Source organism: Larkinella sp. (genome assembly GCF_965227735.1).
Classification (GTDB): domain Bacteria; phylum Bacteroidota; class Bacteroidia; order Cytophagales; family Spirosomataceae; genus Larkinella.
In genome coordinates, this window is record NZ_OZ245776.1 from 4,591,729 (window position 1) to 4,609,503 (window position 17,775).

General features: G+C 51.7%; 14 protein-coding genes. 8 read left to right on the forward strand and 6 right to left on the reverse strand.

What is annotated here, in order from left to right:
* Positions 1 to 11: 11 nt before the first annotated feature.
* From ACO064_RS18020 to ACO064_RS18030, 3 genes are all read right to left on the reverse strand, one after another.
* Positions 12 to 989 (reverse strand): GDP-mannose 4,6-dehydratase, encoded by a 978-nt coding sequence (locus ACO064_RS18020; protein ID WP_114404289.1) that lies wholly within the window; start codon positions 987 to 989, stop codon positions 12 to 14.
* 95 nt (positions 990 to 1,084) lie between these two features.
* On the reverse strand, positions 1,085 to 2,158 hold the full coding sequence (locus ACO064_RS18025) for a lipopolysaccharide biosynthesis protein (protein WP_421828623.1): 1,074 nt from the start codon (positions 2,156 to 2,158) through the stop codon (positions 1,085 to 1,087).
* A 67-nt stretch (positions 2,159 to 2,225) separates the two neighbouring features.
* The gene (locus tag ACO064_RS18030; RefSeq protein WP_421828624.1) at positions 2,226 to 4,571 is read right to left on the reverse strand and encodes an SLBB domain-containing protein; all 2,346 of its coding nucleotides are present in this window, start codon (positions 4,569 to 4,571) and stop codon (positions 2,226 to 2,228) included.
* 231 nt (positions 4,572 to 4,802) lie between these two features.
* On the opposite strand from ACO064_RS18030, the gene ACO064_RS18035 reads away from it, so the two are divergent.
* Complete coding sequence (locus tag ACO064_RS18035; protein ID WP_421828625.1) at positions 4,803 to 5,312, forward strand: gamma carbonic anhydrase family protein; 510 nt, start codon at positions 4,803 to 4,805, stop codon at positions 5,310 to 5,312.
* 248 nt (positions 5,313 to 5,560) lie between these two features.
* Positions 5,561 to 6,061: a Fur family transcriptional regulator gene (locus tag ACO064_RS18040; protein ID WP_421828626.1), complete on the forward strand. Its 501-nt coding sequence runs from the start codon at positions 5,561 to 5,563 to the stop codon at positions 6,059 to 6,061.
* An 18-nt stretch (positions 6,062 to 6,079) separates the two neighbouring features.
* Here the strand turns inward: ACO064_RS18040 and ACO064_RS18045 are convergent, their stop codons facing one another.
* Positions 6,080 to 6,733 (reverse strand): DedA family protein, encoded by a 654-nt coding sequence (locus ACO064_RS18045; RefSeq protein ID WP_421828627.1) that lies wholly within the window; start codon positions 6,731 to 6,733, stop codon positions 6,080 to 6,082.
* Positions 6,734 to 6,848: 115 nt separating this feature from the next.
* Positions 6,849 to 8,732, reverse strand: a complete 1,884-nt coding sequence (locus ACO064_RS18050; RefSeq protein WP_421828628.1) for an ABC-F family ATP-binding cassette domain-containing protein — start codon at positions 8,730 to 8,732, stop codon at positions 6,849 to 6,851.
* Between the two features lie 234 nt (positions 8,733 to 8,966).
* Here ACO064_RS18050 and ACO064_RS18055 point away from each other — a divergent pair, with 234 nt between their 5' ends.
* From ACO064_RS18055 to ACO064_RS18080, 6 genes are all read left to right on the forward strand, one after another.
* Positions 8,967 to 9,962: a formylglycine-generating enzyme family protein gene (locus ACO064_RS18055; RefSeq protein WP_421828629.1), complete on the forward strand. Its 996-nt coding sequence runs from the start codon at positions 8,967 to 8,969 to the stop codon at positions 9,960 to 9,962.
* Between the two features lie 66 nt (positions 9,963 to 10,028).
* Complete coding sequence (locus ACO064_RS18060; protein ID WP_421828630.1) at positions 10,029 to 11,354, forward strand: Gfo/Idh/MocA family protein; 1,326 nt, start codon at positions 10,029 to 10,031, stop codon at positions 11,352 to 11,354.
* Positions 11,355 to 11,832: 478 nt separating this feature from the next.
* The gene (locus ACO064_RS18065; protein ID WP_421828631.1) at positions 11,833 to 12,819 is read left to right on the forward strand and encodes an FAD:protein FMN transferase; all 987 of its coding nucleotides are present in this window, start codon (positions 11,833 to 11,835) and stop codon (positions 12,817 to 12,819) included.
* Between the two features lie 85 nt (positions 12,820 to 12,904).
* Positions 12,905 to 14,572 carry a 7TM diverse intracellular signaling domain-containing protein gene (locus tag ACO064_RS18070; RefSeq protein WP_421828632.1) on the forward strand — a complete coding sequence of 556 codons (1,668 nt, stop codon included), beginning with the start codon at positions 12,905 to 12,907 and terminating at the stop codon, positions 14,570 to 14,572.
* A gap of 97 nt (positions 14,573 to 14,669) precedes the next feature.
* A complete protein-coding gene (locus ACO064_RS18075; RefSeq protein ID WP_421828633.1) occupies positions 14,670 to 15,032 on the forward strand; it encodes a hypothetical protein in 363 nt (120 codons plus the stop codon).
* A gap of 64 nt (positions 15,033 to 15,096) precedes the next feature.
* Positions 15,097 to 15,519 (forward strand): nuclear transport factor 2 family protein, encoded by a 423-nt coding sequence (locus ACO064_RS18080; RefSeq protein WP_421828634.1) that lies wholly within the window; start codon positions 15,097 to 15,099, stop codon positions 15,517 to 15,519.
* 56 nt (positions 15,520 to 15,575) lie between these two features.
* Here ACO064_RS18080 and ACO064_RS18085 read toward each other — a convergent pair whose 3' ends face one another.
* Positions 15,576 to 17,774, reverse strand: a complete 2,199-nt coding sequence (locus ACO064_RS18085) for a PepSY domain-containing protein (protein ID WP_421828635.1) — start codon at positions 17,772 to 17,774, stop codon at positions 15,576 to 15,578.
* Position 17,775: the final 1 nt, after the last annotated feature.

A 17,775-nucleotide genomic window follows, 5' to 3' on the forward strand; every position in this document is an offset into this window, starting at 1 on the left:
CGGTTCGACAATCAGGAGACGGTCGGATGAAGGACTCCGGTGAGCTGGGCTTCGACCATCAACCGGGCCACGTCCTCCATCTTGTGTTGGGCCTTCCAGCCAAAATGCCAGAAGGCTTTGGCGGGGTTCGCATTGCCTTCGGCCAGATCAGTAGGGCGGAAAAACGAGGAGTCGATCTGAACATGCTCTTCCCAATCCAGATTCACCTGTTCGAAAACGATTCGGATGAAATCTTTCAGTTTCCGGGTGTGTCCGGTCGCAATCACGTAGTCGTCGGGCTGGGGTTGTTGCAGCATCATCCACATGGCTTCCACATAATCGGGCGCCCAGCCCCAGTCGCGGGCAATGTCGATGTTTCCCAGCGTCAGTTTCTCGTTGCTGCCCTGCGCAATCCGGCAGGCGGCTGCCACGATTTTCCGGGTGACAAACCGCTCGGGGCGCAGGGGCGACTCGTGGTTGAACAGAATCCCGGTGCTGGCATACAACTGGTAGGCTTCGCGGTAATTAGCCACCTGCCAGAAAGCCGCGGCTTTGGCCACGCCGTAGGGGCTGCGCGGGCGGAAAGGCGTCTCTTCGTCGGCGGCCAGGCGGCCCGTATCGCCGAACGACTCGCTTGATCCGGCGTTGTATAACCGGATCGGAAGTTCACTAAACCGGATGGCTTCCAGCAAATTCAGCGTTCCGATGCTGATGCTTTCCAGCGTTTCGACGGGTTGTTCGAACGACAATCCCACCGAACTTTGCCCCGCCAGATTATAGACTTCGTCGGGCCGGACTTTCAGTAACGTCTGCAAAACACTGCGGAAGTCGTTGATGTTGACCGACACCACCGACACCTGCGACCGGATGTTGAGTCGGGTCAGGTTGTTGAACGACGACATCTGGGCATCGCGCGAACCGCCGTAAACTTCGTATCCTTTGGTCAGCAGCAGATGCGCCAGATAGGCTCCATCCTGTCCTGAAACCCCACAAATCAATGCTTTTTTCATACGAATATTCAGTTTACGGTTTACGGTTTTCAGTTTACGGTTGCTGACGCATACGAGCTACAGGACGCGTCAGTAAACTGAAAACTGAAAACCGGTTATTCCAGGCGATTCATATTCCCCAAAACGGTTTTTCCCAACGTCCAGCCCAGGCCGACAACCGCACCGGCCACTAAACCGGCCACCACAATCAGCGTGCGTCGGGGGCCGTTGGGCCGTAGTGGTATGCGCGGAGGTTCCAGCATTTTGAAAACCGGCGTTTCTTCCTGCACCCGAATTTTGGCCTGTTCCAACTGCCGGGACAGATCGTTGTACACGGTTTGCGCCAGCAGAAATTCGGCTTGCAGCCGTTGCTCGCTGATCCGGGCCAAACCGCTGTAAAGGCTCCGGTTCCGGTCGCGGTAGCTTTCCAGGTCATACTCCGCCGTCTGGTACCGGCGCCGGGATTGCTCGACCTGCTGGGTCAGAAACCGCTCCTGATTCTTGACTTTCTGCGTCCGGTAGCTGGTGATGTAGTTGGTCAGGTATTCAAGTGAAAACCGGGCGACAGTGGCCGCTACCACCGGGTCGGGCATGATTACTTCAATGGTTACAACGCCGGTCCGCCGTTCGTAGGTGGTCGTAATGCGGCTGGTTAACAGAGCCGCCAGACCTTCCTGTTCGGGCGTAACCTGCAAGGCTTTGCTGTAGTTTTTAGGATCGGGCAACACCACCGGAACCGGTTTTGAGTCGTCGGCGGTGGTTTGTTCCGTGTTTCCGGTTAGTCGTTGGAAAGCCGTTTCCTCCCTCTGCCGTTTCAGGTAAGCCTGCAGCGGCAGCACGGTTTTGTAGGTTTTGGAATAAACCGGTTGCTTCAGAATCTGCAGGGCAAACGGAATGCTTTGGAGAACCTCCGGGTAGAGATCGGGCCGGATGCCATCACCGGCGGCATTGTCCATGCTGATGCCAGCCAGCCCGGCCAGCGATCCAAGATTGCCCATGCCGCCGGGGCTGCCTGCCGACACTTCAGGCATGACGGTAACCTCAGCCTTGTAGTCGTCTGGTTTGGAAAAACCGTAGTACAGCCCTGCCAGCGCGCCCAGCACGGCAAAAGCCAGCACGGCCAGACGGCTGCGCTGTAGAAATTTCCAGAGGTCACCGGGGCGGATCCGGATGAGATCATCATCGTCCATTTCTGACCCTGCTGATGGTTTGTGCGTTGTTACTGACATGAAGCACGTACTAAATGGGGCGCTTTACTTAAAACAAGCGAGCCAGATTGATAATAACGGTGGTCAGAGTCACGGTCATTGTGCCAATGACCGAAATAAGTCCAATTCGTTCCCCCGCCGTCAGCCGTCGGTCGTCGGTCAATGGCCCAAATGGCACGATAACGCGTGAGCCGGGTTCGATTTTGGGGTATTTCCTGAAAAACAAAAACCGCTTGGTTCGGTCTTTCAGTCCGTTGGCGTAGATCACATACGCTCTTTTCTGCCGGGCATTGTCGGTATAGCCCCCGGCCTGCGTCACATAATCCTTAAAATGAAAGCCTTCCGTAAAACTAACGGTCGACGGATTCAGAACGGCACCCTGAATGCTGACGGTTTCGGGGCGTTTCGGAATGATCAGCGAATCACCGACTTCCAGCAACAGGTTTCCCGATACGCCCGGATCTTCCAGAATGGCTCCCAGATCGGTCGCAATGGGAATGCCGCGCCGGGAAAACCGGGCTCCCGGCAGAAAAGCCCCCGATTTCAGGCCACCCACGCGCCGAAGCACATCGGAAATCCGTTCGGAGCGCGACTCGATGGCGTAGTTGCCGGGGTGCATCACTTCGCCCAATACCGCCACATTCTGCTGAAGTTCGTAGCGGGGCGACGTTCGGACATACACCACATCGAACGGCTTGAGCGGAAACCGCGCATCGGCGGGTTGAAGATTCAGGGAGCGATCGATCGAAAACTGAAAAACCTGAACGGTTTCGCCACCGGTCATTTGGGTGCTATCTTCCCGAATCCGCCGGGCCACTTCAATCCGGGTGGGTGTGGCACCTTCCTGAAAACCGCCCGACAGCGCAATCAAATCAGTAACGGTCAGATTGGTTACGTACGGAATGGTGTCCGGCCGGTTCACGGCTCCCTCGATGCTGACGTAATACGGCTCGCGCAAATCGCGGACCGAATAAATATGCACACTGTCCTGCCGCGCCAGCGGAATGTCTTCCGTTTCGTTCCGCATCAGCCGCCCCACATCGAACGGAATGGCTTCCAGATCGGTGTTTTCGCGTTCACGGTACAAAACCGCCCGGTTCAGAAAAGCGTCTTTCCGCAGTCCTTCGGCCCGGTTGATGAGCGAACGAACGGACGTGATTTCGTCCCCCAGCGCATAATCGCCGGGCCGCATCACGGCACCGGATATCTGAATCCGGTTTTCATACCGGTTCAGGATTTCACCAGTCGTGTATCTGTCGCCAGACTGCGGAATGAAGGTCGCAATCTGCTCCTGCGTGATGGTTGAAATTCGCAACTCGCGGGGCGTGTTACGGCGCAGGGTGATCGAAAACGTGTAGGCCCGGTCCGTAAAACCGCCCGCAAAACTCAGAACATTCTTGAGCGTTTCGCCGGGTTTCACTTCATAAATGGCTGGCCGTTTGACCTGCCCGACCATTTCAACGCGAACCCCGTAATCGTTGACCCGAATCACATCCTGATCCAGCAGCCGGATGTCGTCTTTTTTGTCGGCCCGCAAAAGGTAGTCGTACAGGTCGATGGTGCGAATGACGCGGTTGTTGCGGATTACCTGAATATCGCGGAAAGAGCCGGTTTCGGGGTTTGGGCCGCCCGCCAGATACAAGGCGTTGAAAGCCGTCGACAGCGACGAAAGCGTGTAGGTGCCGGGCATCACGACTTCGCCCACCATCGTGACGCGGATGCTGCGGATGTTGCCCAGGGTCACGGAGGCATAGGTGCCGCTGTTGGGGCGGTTCAGACCCTGAAAAGCCTGCCGTAGCCGTCCGACAATCCGCTGTTCGGCCTGTTCGATGGTCAGACCACTTACAAAAATGGGTGCCAGGTTCAGCATCCGGACCGAGCCTTCGGGGCTGACACGCAGCCGGAAACTTTCGGTGGAATTTCCGTAAATTTCCACCACCAGTTCATCGTCTGGTCCCACCACGTAATTCCGGGGCGTGGCAATGCGGAGATTCGGCTCAAAGGTGAGGGATGTTCCCTGAAACAAAGCTGCGCCAAAAATATAGGGTCGCCGGATGGTATCACGTCGCAGCATATTCAGGCTGTCGCCCGGCGCATACGACCTTTGCGACAGTGTTCCCTGCTGGCTTCGGTTGATGAGGGTATCGCCGGAAATCTGCCCGGTGCGGTTCGATTGCTGGCGAATTTTTGCCATGCGCTGCCGCATTTTGGCAATATCGGTCAGCGTATATCCCTGAGACATAGCCGCCTGCTCGATTTGCATTTCGGTGAGCCCGCTGCTTTGCGCCCGCTGATAAAATTCAATAATCTGTTCGTCGTTCAACTGATCGGCCCGCGAAGGTTGCTGGGCAAAACCGGCGGTGACAGCTACCAGCAGGAAGAATAAAGACAGCACGGGCAGTTGTCGAAACAACAAAAACGGGGAGTCACAAAGTGTAAACCAGTATGATTGTGTTCTGCTACGGTTCATGCAGTGAGAAAAATCTGACCCACAAAGTTACGAATTGATTGATTCTCTGCCGCTTTTTATAGTCAATGGTCCAAAAGTGGCTTTTTATTTGAAAAAACCGCTATTTAGCCGAACTGTTTTCCGAAATAATAACCGAACAAATAGAATATATCCAAGATGGCTTTGATAAAATCCGTTCGCGGGATTCATCCGAAAATGGGTGACGAATGCTGGTTTGCCGATAACGCAACGATCGTTGGGGAAGTCGTGATGGGGCGAAATTGCACCGTCTGGTTCAACGCCGTGGTGCGGGGCGATGTGAACTCGATTACGATGGGGGATTATTGCAACGTTCAGGATGGAGCCGTTATCCACTGCACCTACCAGAAATTCAGGACGACCATCGGCAGTTATGTCTCGATTGCCCACAACGCCATTGTCCACGGCTGCACCATCGAAGACCAGGTTTTGATCGGCATGGGTGCCATTGTGATGGATGGGGCCGTGATTGGAACCGGTTCCATCGTTGCTGCCGGGGCCATTGTGACCCAAAACACCGTCGTGCCGCCGGGAACCATTTATGCCGGTAATCCCGCCCGGTTTTTGAAAGCCGTAACGCCCGAACTGGGCGAGGTTTTTATGCGGACGGCCAACAATTATGTCATGTATGCCAAGTGGTATGAGTAATGAAATTGCCCCTAAATCCCCTGAAGGGGACTTGGACGCGAAATTCCACCAGATGCTAAAATTCCACTTCAGGGGATTTAGGGGTAACCAATAAAAGTCCTTTTAAACAAGTATTGCATCGCATTTATTGCGGTCGTATATTTGTTTGAAATTAGTCTAAATAATTTTAGGATTATTTTTTTGTTGGTCAGCGGCCGGTTTCCACGCGCTCTGCGTGGTGATGTAGAAGCCGTCACGGCCTTATTCTTATGGCGAACCTAACTCCATTGATTACGACAGCCCGAACGAAACTGGAAGAATATTTACTCATGAAAGGGCTGCGCCGGTCGTCGGAACGGTTTGCCATTCTGGAAGAGGTGTATTCGCGCAATGACCATTTCGACGCCGAAGAATTGTATCAGGCCATGAAGGACCGGTCGTTTGCCGTTAGCCGGGCCACGGTATACAACACCCTGGATGTGCTGGTCGATTGCGGTCTGGTGAGCCGACACCAGTTTGGTGATGAGGATAATACGAAAAGCCGGTTTGAAAAATCACTCGGTCGGCAGCAACATGCGCATTTGATTTGTGTCAACTGCCACCGCGTTATGGAGTTTTGTGATCCGCGTTTGCAACTGATCAAAACCACGGTTGGCAATATGCTGCAATTCCACGTCGAATCGCATTCACTGGTTTTTTACGGCGAATGTGCGGACGAAGTTTGCGTGGCCCGGACGAAAGCCGCTGCGGCCAATGCCAGCGTACACTAGCAGAAACGCATTGTTGGATTATTCGCTGACGGTTTCTTTTTCCTGTTTCATTTCTTTCCGGGCGTTGATGTAGCCCCGAATGACCGTGAAAGTAGTAACGGCCAGGAAGAAGATGATGATGTAGTGGACGTAATCGACGATCCAGGGGAATTTTTCGCCAAAATAATAACCGCCCCCCACCAGCGAGACCACCCAGATGGCTCCACCCAGAACGTTGTAGAGCATAAAATACCGCATGTCCATTCGGATTAAACCCGAAAGAATGGGCGCAAACGTGCGGACAATGGGCAGAAACCGGGCTACGATCAGCGTTCGGCTGCCGTATTTCAGGAAATATTCGCGGGTGGTTTCGATGTATTTTTTCTTGAAAAACAGTGAATCCGGGCGGTTTTGCAGCCGTTCACCGAAATACCGCCCCGTCAGATACCCCACCAGCGACCCCACCACCGCGGCCCCGAAAATGCAGAGCAGCAACAGCCACAGGGGAACAGCCAGAATTTTGGTGCCGGCAAAAACGCCCGACAGAAACAGCAGGTAATCGCCCGGCAGGAAAAAGCCGAAAAAAACACCGTTTTCGATGAAAATAATGAGGGTAATCAATACCAGCCCGCCCGTCCGAATGATTTCCTCGGAATTGAGTAAGTATTGGAAAAATTCGGCGATCTGGTTCATCTTTGCAATGAGTGAATGAGTGAATGAGCGAATGAGTGAATAAATCGAAGATCACGCTTTGAACCAATGGCACTGCGTCAGCTATTCACTAAATCACTCATTCGCTCATTCACAATTAAATATAGTCCGCCAGTTCAAGCCAGCGGTCGGATTTTAGGGAAATTTCCTGTTCGATTTGCTCAATTTGCCGGGCCCAGGATGTCAGTTCTTCGTGACTTTCGGAACCGGTATTCAGTTGATCCAATAAACCGCTTTTTCGTTGTTCCAGTTCCTCAATTTCTTTTTCTAACGTTTCATATTCCCGCTGCTCTTTGAAAGACAGTTTGCGCTTGCTTTCCGTCACCGGAGCAACGGGTTTACTTTCTGGAAATGAGACGGTTGGCGTTGCCTTTGGTTTGTCGGCGGTTTTGCGATCGGCGGGTTGACTGGCTTTCCGCTCCCGGTAATCGGTGTAATTGCCCGGAAAGTCGCTGATTTTACCGTTGCCTTCAAAAATAAAGGCGTGATCGATCAGCCGATCCATAAAATAACGGTCGTGGGATACGAGCAGTATGCAACCGGGAAAATTCAGCAGAAATTCTTCCAGTACGTTGAGCGTCGTAATGTCCAGGTCGTTGGTCGGTTCATCCAGAATCAGGAAGTTGGGATTTTGCACCAGCACCAGCAACAACTGCAACCGCCGTTTTTCACCACCCGACAGTTTGTGGACGTAATCGTACTGCTTGTTGCGGTCGAACAGGAAATGCTGCAAAAACTGCGATGCCGTCACGGTTTCGCCCGTTCCGAGTTTCATCACTTCAGCCACATCCTGCACCACGTCGATCACCCGCTGGTTGTCGGGCAGCACCAGATCCGATTGGGTGTAATAGCCAATTTTGACGGTTCCGCCGGTGCTGATGATGCCGGAGTCGGGGCGCAGTTCGCCCGTAATCATGTTGAGCAGGGTGGTTTTGCCCATCCCGTTTTTCCCGATGATGCCGATGCGGTCGTTCCGGCGGAAGGTATACGTAAAATGGTCGAGCAGCACCTTTTCGCCAAAGCGTTTGCTGACATTTTCCATTTCGATGATTTTGCTGCCCAGCCGCGTCGTCCGGATGTTCAATTCCAGTTGGTCGTTGCCCAGTTTGGTGTGCGCTTTGGCGTTCACCTCATCGAACGCATCGACCCGGTATTGCGCTTTGGTGCCGCGGGCTTTGGGTTGCCGACGCATCCAGTCCAGTTCGCGCCGGAAAAGATTTTTTGCCTTGTCGACCTCAGCCGCCAGAATGGCCTGCCGCTCGGCTTTCTTTTCCAGGTAGTAGGCATAATTGCCTTTGTAACTGAACAGCGTTTGCTGGTCGAGTTCGACAATCTGATTGCAAACCCGGTCCAGAAAATACCGGTCGTGCGACACCAGCAGGAGGGTAGAATTGTTGGTCGACAAAAAGTTTTCCAGCCACTCGATGGTTTCCAGATCGAGGTGGTTGGTCGGTTCATCCATGATCAGCAGATCCGGTGCTTCGATCAGCACCTGCGCCATGGCCACCCGTTTGCGTTGGCCACCCGAAAGGGTCGAAACCCGTTGCGTGACGTCGTGAATGCCCAATTGCCCCAGAATCTGCTTCAACTGCGTTTCATAGTCCCAGGCCTGAAGCGTGTCCATCTGCTGCATGGCCCGGTCGAGCGCGTCGTGATTTTCGGACAGCAGGGCTTTTTCATACTGCTCAATGGCGAGCAAAGCTGGATTGTCGCCGGTCAAAACGACTTCCATCACCGTCAGATTGTCGTCCAGTTGCGGTTGCTGTTCCAGAAAGCCGACGGTAATGTCTTTGCGGATGCTGACCAATCCTTCGTCGGAAGGCATCAACCCGGCCAGAATGGATAATAAGGTAGACTTGCCCGTACCGTTGGCACCAACGATGGCGACTTTATCCCCCCGGCTCATTCCGAACGTTACGTTGCGGAATAACCATTTGTCGCCGAAGGATTTGGAGAGATTTTCTGCTGATAGATAATTCATTGTCCGCAAAGATACGCATCCTGAACCGGATCGCCGAAGTAAACTATGGGATGGGAACGCGGATTGAACGGATTGAAACGGATTTTATCAGTGCAAATCCGTCCCAATCCGTTCAATCCGCGTTCCCATCTCCACCAGACAAGCGGCTCTACAATAGAATTTCCGGTCTAAATGTGGTAAATTTCCGCTCTGGTTTTCTTTATAGATTTTAGAGCTTAATTCAGTACCTAATTCATGCAAAAATTCATTGCTCTGTTCGGTGCCGCGTGTGTGATCTCAGCGAGCAGTCTGGCCCAGGTAACCGACGATGTAACCAAATCCTATACCCAACCCATTCCGGGCAGCACCCAGGTCTATGATCTGGTGGCGATTCCGGGCGGGGAATACATGATGGGGAGTCCGGCGGCTGAAAAAGGCCGCAAACCCGATGAAGGGCCGCAGCACAAAGTGACCATCGAGCCGTTCTGGATGGGAAAGATGGAGGTGACCTGGGACCTGTTCGATCTGTTTGCCTTCAAGAACATGGAAAAAGAGATGGCAAACCGGACGCCCGGTTTCGATTTAGCCAAAACCGATGCCGCCACGCGACCAAGTCCACCGTACGTGGATATGTCGTTTGGGATGGGTCGGGAGGGGTATCCGGCCATTAACATGACGCAATATTCGGCCATTCATTTCTGTGCCTGGCTGTACGCCAAAACCGGTATTTTCTACCGTCTGCCCACCGAAGCCGAGTGGGAATATGCCTGCCGCGCCGGAACCAAGACACCGTATTCATTCGGCGCTGATGCCAAACAATTGGGCGAATATGCCTGGTTTACCGGCAACAGCGACGGTTCGTATAAGCAGGTTGGCAAGAAAAAACCCAATCCCTGGGGCTTGCACGACATGCACGGTAACGTGATGGAGTGGACGCTCGACCAGTATTACCCGGATTATTACGCCAAGAAAGCGAAAGGCGAAGTGAAGGAGCCGTATGCCAAAGTGAAGGAGCTTTATCCAAACGCCGTGCGGGGTGGCTCGTGGGACGATGATGCGCCCGTGTTGCGATCAGCGGCCCGGACGCCGTCGGCTCCGGCCTGGAAAATGCTCGACCCGCAGGCTCCCAAAAGCGAGTGGTGGCTGACGAGTGCGTCGTTTGTTGGTTTTCGGGTGGTTCGTCCGGCTAAAAAACCGTCGGAAGAAGAAATTAAGGCGTATTATAATCCGCCGTTGATTGAGGAGTATTGATTACCAGTTGCTTTTAGAATGCCTGTTAGTAGACGCTATTTATCTTATTTCTAAACCTTGTTTCCTATGTCAAACGAATCAAACCGCCGGGAGTTTCTGAAACAATCCGGCCTGCTCACGGGCGGAGCCCTGTTGACGACTCTGCCTTCTTTTGCATCTTCTTATGGTTTCAACAACTCGGCTGATGATACCATCAAAGTAGCACTCATTGGCTGCGGTGGCCGGGGAAAAGGTGCTGCGCTTCAGGCCCTGAAGTCCAAGCAGAATGTGAAGATCGTAGCGATTGCCGATGCGTTCCGCGATCGCCTGGACGACGCGTATAAAACTTTAAATCAAAATCCAGAACTGGCGAAGCGGGTCGATATTCCGGAAGAACGCAAGTTTGTCGGATTCGACGCGTATCAAAAAGCCATTCCCCTGGCTGATGTCGTGATTCTGGCAACTCCTCCGGGTTTCCGGCCGATGATGTTTGAAGAAGCCGTGAAGCAAAACAAACACATCTTCATGGAAAAACCGGTGGCCACCGATGCGCCGGGGGTTCGCCGGGTGCTGGCGGCTGCGGAAGAAGCCAAGAAGAAAAAACTGAACGTGGTGGTGGGTTTGCAACGCCATTATCAACCCAATTACCGCGAGATGGTTAAGCGGATTCACGACGGTGCACTGGGCGACATCATCGGAGGCTCGGTCTATTGGGTGAGCGGGGGCGTTTGGGTAAATCCGCGCAAGCCGAACCAGACCGAAATGGAACACCAGATGCGGAACTGGTATTATTTCAACTGGCTCTGCGGGGATCACATCAACGAGCAGCACATTCACAACATCGACGTCGCCAACTGGGTGAAAAGAGGCTATCCCGTGTCCGCGCAGGGAACGGGTGGCCGTCAGGTGCGTACCGGAAAAGAGTACGGCGAAATTTTTGACCACCACATTGTCGATTACGTTTACGAAGACGGAACGCTGATCAACAGCCAGTGTCGCCACTACGAAGGCACGTTTAGCAAAGTGGACGAAGCTTTCCTGGGCACCAAAGGCCGCGTTGATTCCTTCGGGCGACAAAGCATCCTGAAAGACCACAAAGGCGGTTCGATTTATACCCACAACGGCAAAGGCGACGGCGATCCGTACCAGATCGAACACGACGAACTGTTTGCGGCCATTGCCAAAAACGAATACAAATTCTGGGATGCCGAAAACGGCGCAAAAAGCACGCTGACGGCCATCATGGGCCGGATGGCGACGTATTCGGGCAAAGTGGTGAAGTGGGATGAAGCTCTGAACTCAAACATCAACCTGTTTCCCGACAAACTGGCGTGGGATGCGAATCCGAAACTGTTACCAAACGCAGACGGTTTTTATCCGATTGCCGTTCCGGGCAAAACCGTGGCGGTTTAATCGCTCAACAACTGATTTTGAATCCAAAAAGGGAGCCGACGGCTCCCTTTTTTTCGTACCCATGGTCGAACCTGCCGCTTCAATACGTGTTTTTTAGCGGGATCACACGGACTAATTGATTGAAAAAAATAACCGCTGGACTACTCGTTTGGCTTATCAGCCCACAGCTTTAGCTGTGGGCTGATAAACATTCATTTCGGCGGTTATTAAATTTAACACAAACTGTGAGATTATTGACCCCGGAGCGGTCCGATGTTAATAGCAAATCGGTATTTCAAGAGTTCCCGGCGTGCCGGAGGTACGCGATACAGGCTTAGGTGCGTACCTCCGGCACGCCGGGAGTGCTCAGCATACTCATTTGCTATTAACATTACGTGCCGCTGGCACTCAAACAACTGTTAGGCAAAGCCATCATCTCATAGATGGCGTTAAATTTAAATCAATAAGTCCGGGGTACGTAAGTTTCGATTTTTGCAATATGAAACAAGTCCTATTCCTCGTCTTCATTTTATCAGGATTCTGCGCTACAGCGCAGGTGTTGCGAAAACGAACCGTCAAATTAATGGGCAGCCGGTTCGACATCACGATTGTTGCCCGGGATTCCCTCTCGGCGGAACAAAACATTGATGCCGTAATTGCCGAAGTGACGCGGATCGAAAATCTGATTTCGGACTGGAAGTCCGATTCCCAGATTTCGCAGGTGAACCAAAATGCCGGGATCGGCCCGGTGCGAGTGGATGCTGAAGTGTTTGCCCTGACCGAGCGGGCGCTCCGGTTTTCGAAAATCACGAAAGGCGCTTTCGACATTAGTTTTGCCGCAATGGACCGAATCTGGAAGTTTGACGGCTCGATGACGGAAATGCCCAGCCCGGAAGCGGTTAAGAAATCGGTGGAGAAGGTCGGCTATGAAAACATTGTGTTAGACCGTAAGCATTCTACTATTTTCCTGAAGAGAAAAGGCATGAAAATTGGCTTCGGTGCGCTGGGCGAGGGCTATGCCGCCGACCGCTGTCGCGACCTGATGCTGGCCAAAGGCATCAAAGCCGGGATTGTCAACGGTTCCGGGGACATGAGCACCTGGGGAAAACAGCCGGACGGCAGCGACTGGGCCATCGGCATCACCAACCCGATCCGGAAAGACACGGTTTTCGCCATCGTGCCGCTGCGGCAGAGTGCCGTGGTGACCTCCGGAAGTTACGAGAAATTCGTGGTGTTCAACAGCAAGCGGTATGCCCACATCATCAACCCCGTTACGGGTTATCCGGCTACGGGCGTTTGCAGCGTGACGGTTTTTGGCCCCAGTGCCGAAACCGCCAACGGGTTCAGTACGTCGCTGATGGTGCTGGGAAAAGACGCGGGCCTGAAACTGATCAATCAGTATCCCGACTACCGCTGCATCCTGATCACCGACGAAGGCCGGATTTTTTCTTCCCGAAATCTGGATGTGAAGGCATACAGTTTGTAGATTCCTGGCTTGATTTTATTGGCGTACTATCTGTTTTTGTGTCAAAGTTTTCTATTTTGCTTTGCACAAATCCTCCCGAGCTTTCATGCGGTTTTTTCATGTTTTCTTATGCCTGCTCGTTGGCTATTCTGCTGTTGGGCAAACGTTTTTTAGTTATAAACCCAGTGAGGAATTACAGTCTGTCGAATCGGCGGCTTATTATTACGTTGACTCAATAAAAAATCTGACGTTTTCGCAAATTCGCCAATTACCCGATTCAGTTTTTCAATTAAATACCAGGCGTTTTCTCAATTTTGGCAATACTGACTATCCGGTTTGGTTACGGATCGATCTGAAAAATCAATCTAATGAGGAATTGTATCTCCTCCAGCAACTTCATGATGTAAGGATGCTGGATGTATATGCTTTTGACACCAACAATGTCTTAAAGTCTTGGTTCACAGGGGCCATGAGGCCTTTTGGTACTAATTTTCTCAAGCGGAATCAAACCGTATTTGACTTGGGAAAATCGCCGAAGAGAGTGTATATGCGTGTGGTCAATACCGCCATGTACATTCCTTTGAAAATTGGAAATATTCAGGCAATGGCAACTTATTTCCACCACTATGACCTTTTTTACGGATTTATCTGCGGTATTTTAATTGCCCTCATTCTTTATAATCTTTTTGTTTATTGGGTGGTGCGGGATACTCTTTTTCTGTATTATTTTCTATACATTTTCTTTTCTTCCCTGATTATTTTCAAAGCTGATAACCATCATCATGAATTCATATTTAAGCAGATTTCAAATTTTAGTTTTGATATTAATTTTATTTCGACAATCACTATATTTTTCGTCCTGGTTTTTTCCAACAGTTATTTGCGAATCCGGGAATTAGCACCCAAACTTTTCTGGTTGTTGGCCGGTCTTTGGTCGGTCGGATTGCTGCTTCTGCCCAGTGACTGGCTACCGTACCGAGCCTGGGTGAGTGATGTGTACCAGTTACTCTACATGTTCTTTATGCTCGTGCTGTTCGTCACCAGTATTTACATTTATTTTTTGGGATTTAAACCCGCTCGTTTCTTCATCCTGGCCTTCGGGTTTTACACATTCGGTGTGGTATTTATCCTGCTTGGTTTTCTGGGCATAACGCCCATGAATACGTTATTATCCGCTTATACCTATCACATTTGCTCGGTCCTGGAAGCCTTATTTTTTTCGTTTGCAGTCGCTCATCGTTTTAACACATACCGCAAAGAAGCCCGGGACGCCAAAGAGCTTGTCCTTAAACGAGCGCAGGAGCAGGAAGAACTTTGGATTAAAAACAACCAACTGCTGACCGAAAAGCTGCAAATGGAGCAGGAAATGAATCACATCAAGTTAAATGAAGGCCTGCTTACCCTGCTGCGGCAAGCACCGTCCGCCAACCCGCTTATCAAGAAAATATCGATTCCAACCGTAGAAGGGGTAATTATGTTTCCTGAACAGGACATCAACCGCCTGGAAGCCATGGGTAGCTACTGCACGATTCACCTGACCGATCATAAAAAGATTACGACGTCCAAGCCCATGTCGCACTTTGAACAACTGGTGGATAGCAAGCAATTCATGCGAATCCATAAGTCGCATATCATCAATCTCAATAATGTGGTTCGGTATATTCGGGGGGAAGGCGGCTGGATCGAAATGAAAGACAAAACGGAACTACCGGTATCGAGAAGGCTTAAAAACGAATTACTGCAACGCCTGTCGCTCACGCAGCCCGCCGTTTAGAAACTAGATGTCGCCGTTTAGAAAGTAGAGTTGTCCGGAGGAAATTCGGTCGAATACTTTGGGGTAAATTTCTGATCACTCCCATTCGTTCATCGCTATGTCTAAATCGGCCAAAACCGTTCTCTATTTCAGCTACTACCTTTTTATCATTGGATTAGAGCTGACCTTCATTCCCAACCTTTTCACCAAAATCGCCCAATTACCCGACGCCCATGAACCGTATATCCGGGTGGTGGGCGTTCTGGCCTTCATCCTGGGCTTATATTATTATCAGGCTGCCAAAAACGACCTCACACCCCTTTTAAAAGTTACGGTTCTGGGCCGTTCGATCTACTTCGTGGCTGCGGTGGGATTCGTGTTTTTTTCCATTGCTCCACCGGTTTTTATTGCATTCGGTTTCATCGATTTACTCGGTGCGCTCTGGACAGGGCGGGTGTTGAAACAGGAAGGTAAACGCTGAATCGTATTTCCGTTAAATAAGGACAAATCTTCGCAACACTTATTCCCTCAAACCAATCACTCCCATGAAAAGATTCCTGTTTACAGCTCTCGGCCTGTTGATCATTTACGGGACGGCCTTTGCTCAAACCCAGACCGAGAAACTTTTTCAGACAATGACTGAAAAATACCAGGCAAATCCGCTGGCAGAATTACAGAAAAATGCGTCCGAAGACTTTGTGCTGATTTCGGGGAGCGGTTATCTGATTGATAAGGCCAAAACGCTGGCGATTTTCAAGAATGTAAAAAACGTAGAAGCCAGCCTTGAAAATTTAAAACTTCGCCAATTCGGCCCTATCCTAATTGCTACGGGCAAAGAGCACTCGGTGAGGCATTACAACGATGGCACACCGGATTACACGACCGATTATTTGGTCACGTATGTCTATGAAATCAAGGATAACAGATTGATCCTTCTAAGCGCACAACACACTTCCTTGGCAAAATAAACGGCTCAACAAAGTCCGTTTTTCGAGCCGTGTGGTCACTTCAAAAATCAATTGCCTCAGTAACAGTCCATCAGAATCTGGCCGTGCGACTGATAGAAGCTGACGCTTTGGCCCGTTTTCGTTTGGCAGATGGTTTCCAGCAGCTCGATGACGTCTTTTTGCATTGCCAGAGAACCGCAAATCATAATCACCCCATTACTAGCCAGCACATTGCCAATAAAATCGGCATCCCGCGCGATCAGGTTGCTAACATATTGTTTTTCGCCTTCGCGCGAATACGCCAGGTGGAGATTCGTGAGTTTTTGCGCCGACCGGCTTTCTTCCAGAAAATCCCGGTAAAGGTCGAACGAGGCACGTTGACGAAAACCGCCGTACAAATGGCAGGGCGTTTTCTGTGTATTCTGGCCGATCATCCCCAGAAACGGCGCAATGCCGGTGCCGTTGGCGATCATGACCACGACCGGGGATTTTTTGGGGAAATGGAAATGGCCGTTGTTGACAATCCGGGCGCGAACGGTTTCGCCGGGCGTCAGGGCGTGTAAAAAGCCGGAACCCAGCCCGCCCGGGTGCAGCCGGACACTCAATTGCAGCTCATCGTCCAGGACACCAATCGAATAGAGCCGTTCGCGGTGGTCGTTGGCGGGATAAAGGGCCAGCAGATCGCCCGAAGTAACACCCAGCCTTTGCTTGCGCTGTAAACGGATTAAAAACGTGCCGTCGGATTGGGCGGTTCGGGTATTGCTGGTGACGGTCAGCGTTTCAAGTTGGTGTGCCGGAGCCTGTAGCAATTCCGCCGAAACCGGCATCGGCAGATTGGTTTGCTGCGACCAGGCTTCGGCCCACAAGCCAAACTCGGCCGGTGACTTGTCATTGACAGTATGAATATCGACCAGCGGAACGGCCCACGATTGTCGGGCCAGCACCTGATTCACCTCGAAGGCAAACTGACAGAAATCGGGGTAAGCGTGCGACCCAAAACCGAGGACGGAATAGCGGATGGGATGCGGTTGTGGGTACTTTTCAACCCGTTTCATAAACCGGGTAGCATTGGTCGGCGCGTCGCCCAGCCCGTAGGTGGCTGTCAATGCGATCAGGTAGTCGGCTTTTGGAAAAACCGTGTAGTTGTTGAACTCGGTCAAAAACGATTTCTGTCCAAGTTGAAGCAATTGCTGGTGAATGAGTTGCGCAAACCGGAAGGTGCTGCCGTTCTCCGAGCCGACCAGAATAATAAACCGGCTCTCGTCGGCGGAATACGTATTCCTTTTGACGCGATTGGCCCGTCGTTTCCAGGTGATGGCAAAACCGGAATAGATGAAAAAAAGGATATTTCCTGAGGCCACGGCCAGAATGACGGCCCAGATGGCGCTCGTGCGGCCGGTGTGTAAATCCAGGCTGAGGTTGGTGAGCAGAACGGCGGTGGGGTACCGGTTTTCGCTCAGAATGTCGCCGGTAATCTGATTGACCGTTAGCTCGCGGTCCTTGAGTTTCAGCGTGTAATAATCTTCGACGTCTTCTGAAAACGGAAATTCGAGGGTCTGTACGTCCGCCAGTCGGGTGTTCTGAAAAACCGCAAAGTCGGCCAACTTTCTTTCGGGCTTTGCTTGTATGGCGTCGAAGTCGATTTGGGGAGAAACTTTCTCCGTTCCGACCCGACCAAACCGGGCGAGGGAAAGGTAGGTTCCCGAAAGCGCAATAACGAAGATCGGGATTAGCGACAGCCGCCCCAAAACGACGTGGTAATACTGGGCAAAATTGTCCCGGACAATCCGGGTAAAAAACCGCCTGACACCCCGTTGACGCTGAATGATAAGCATGGTGCCGGAAACCGTAATCAGCAGCAGCAGAAACGCGGTCAGCCCGATGAAAAACCGCCCGGCTTCGTGCAGAAACAGCGAGCGGTGGAGGGCCGTAACCCACTGGAAAAACTCACTTTGTGGGGTGGGAGTCCCCAGAGCTTTGCCCGTCTGCGGATCCACGTAAGCAGTAACACTTTTACCATCGGCATCGCTGCCTTTGATCTGCACAAACTGGTTGGCGTCGACGCTCAGCTCAGTAATTTCAGCATAGTTTTTTTTGAGAACCGTCAGCGTCTGCGCCAGCGTCAATTCGCTGATGGCATCGACGCGGTACGGCTGCATTTTCTGCGACACGGGTTCGAAAGCCAGTATAACGCCCGTTGCGGAAGCTAATAGTAATAAAAGAAAAGAAGATACCGCCAACGCTAAGTGGCTGTATCTCCACACAGAAATGGTCATA